The 1,253-nt window shown below is 71.7% G+C and carries 1 pseudogene; it reads left to right on the top strand.

The features are described 5' to 3' along the window. Positions 1-57: 57 nt before the first annotated feature. Positions 58-1,224: pseudogene (locus Q4I23_RS32720) on the top strand (ATP-dependent DNA helicase); the annotation flags it as partial. Between the last annotated feature and the right edge of the window lie 29 nt (positions 1,225-1,253).

Below are 1,253 nucleotides of genomic sequence, written 5' to 3'. Positions count from 1 at the left end.
GAGATCTACACTCGCGTATAATCGTCGGCAGCGTCAGATGTGTATAAGAGACAGGCCCATCACCCGGTGGAGCCGGACGAGGCGCGCCGCCGGCTGTCGGTGATGCTGTCGGCCAGCGTGCCCGGCAAGGTGGCCGAGCCGCGCCCGCAGCAGGCCGACTATGCCAGCGCGGTGTCCGCCGCCTTCGCCCCGCGCCCCGCGCCCGACACGCCGAACGTCGTTCTGGCGGAGGCCGGAACGGGCGTCGGCAAGACGCTGGGCTATCTGGCGCCGGCCACGGTGTGGGCGGAGAAGAACGGCGGCACGGTGTGGATCTCCACCTACACCCGCAACCTCCAGCACCAGATCGACGCGGAGCTGGACCGTCTCTACCCCGAGCCGGCGACCAAGGCGCGCAAGGTCGTGCTGCGCAAAGGCCGGGAAAACTACCTGTGCCTGCTGAACCTGGAGGAGGCCGTCCGCGGCATGCCGATGCAGCCCCACCACGCCATTGGGGTGGGGCTGATGGCGCGCTGGGCGGCGGCGACGCGCGACGGCGACCTGACCGGCGGCGACTTCCCCGGCTGGCTGGTCGACATCGCCGGGCGCGGGCGGACGCTGGGCCTCGCCGACCGGCGGGGCGAGTGCATCTACTCCGCCTGCGACCATTACGCCCGCTGCTACATCGAGAAGAGCGTGCGCCGCGCCCGCAAGGCCGACGTGGTGATCGCCAACCACGCGCTGGTCATGGTGCAGGCCGCACTCGGCGGCGGCGAGGAGCCGACGCTGCCCACCCGCTACGTCTTCGACGAGGGGCACCATGTTTTCGACGCGGCGGACAGCGCCTTCGCCGGGCATCTGACCGGGCGGGAGACCCAGGAGCTGCGGCGCTGGCTGCTGGGGGCGGAGGAGACGGGGCGCAGCCGCGCCCGCGGGCTGAAGCGCCGCATCGAGGATCTGGTCGCCAGCGACGAACAGGCGCAGGAGTTGATGGACGCGGTGATGCTGGGCGCCCGCGTCCTGCCGGCGGAGGGCTGGGCGGCGCGGCTGTCCGCCGACAACCCGCAGGGGCCGACCGAAGCCTTCCTGCTCGCCGCGCGGCGTCAGGTCTATTCCCGCACGGCGGGGCAGGGCGGCCCCTACAGCCTGGAGGCCGACAAGGCCTATCCGGTGGACGGGCTGCTCGACGCCGCCGAGGCGCTGGAAGCGGCGCTCGTCCGGCTGTCGGAACCGCTGTCTCTTATACACATCTGACGCTGCCGACGATTATACGC

This window comes from Azospirillum sp. UFLA03-27 (genome assembly GCF_059803775.1).
This window is presented reverse-complemented; position numbering and strand designations above follow the sequence as displayed.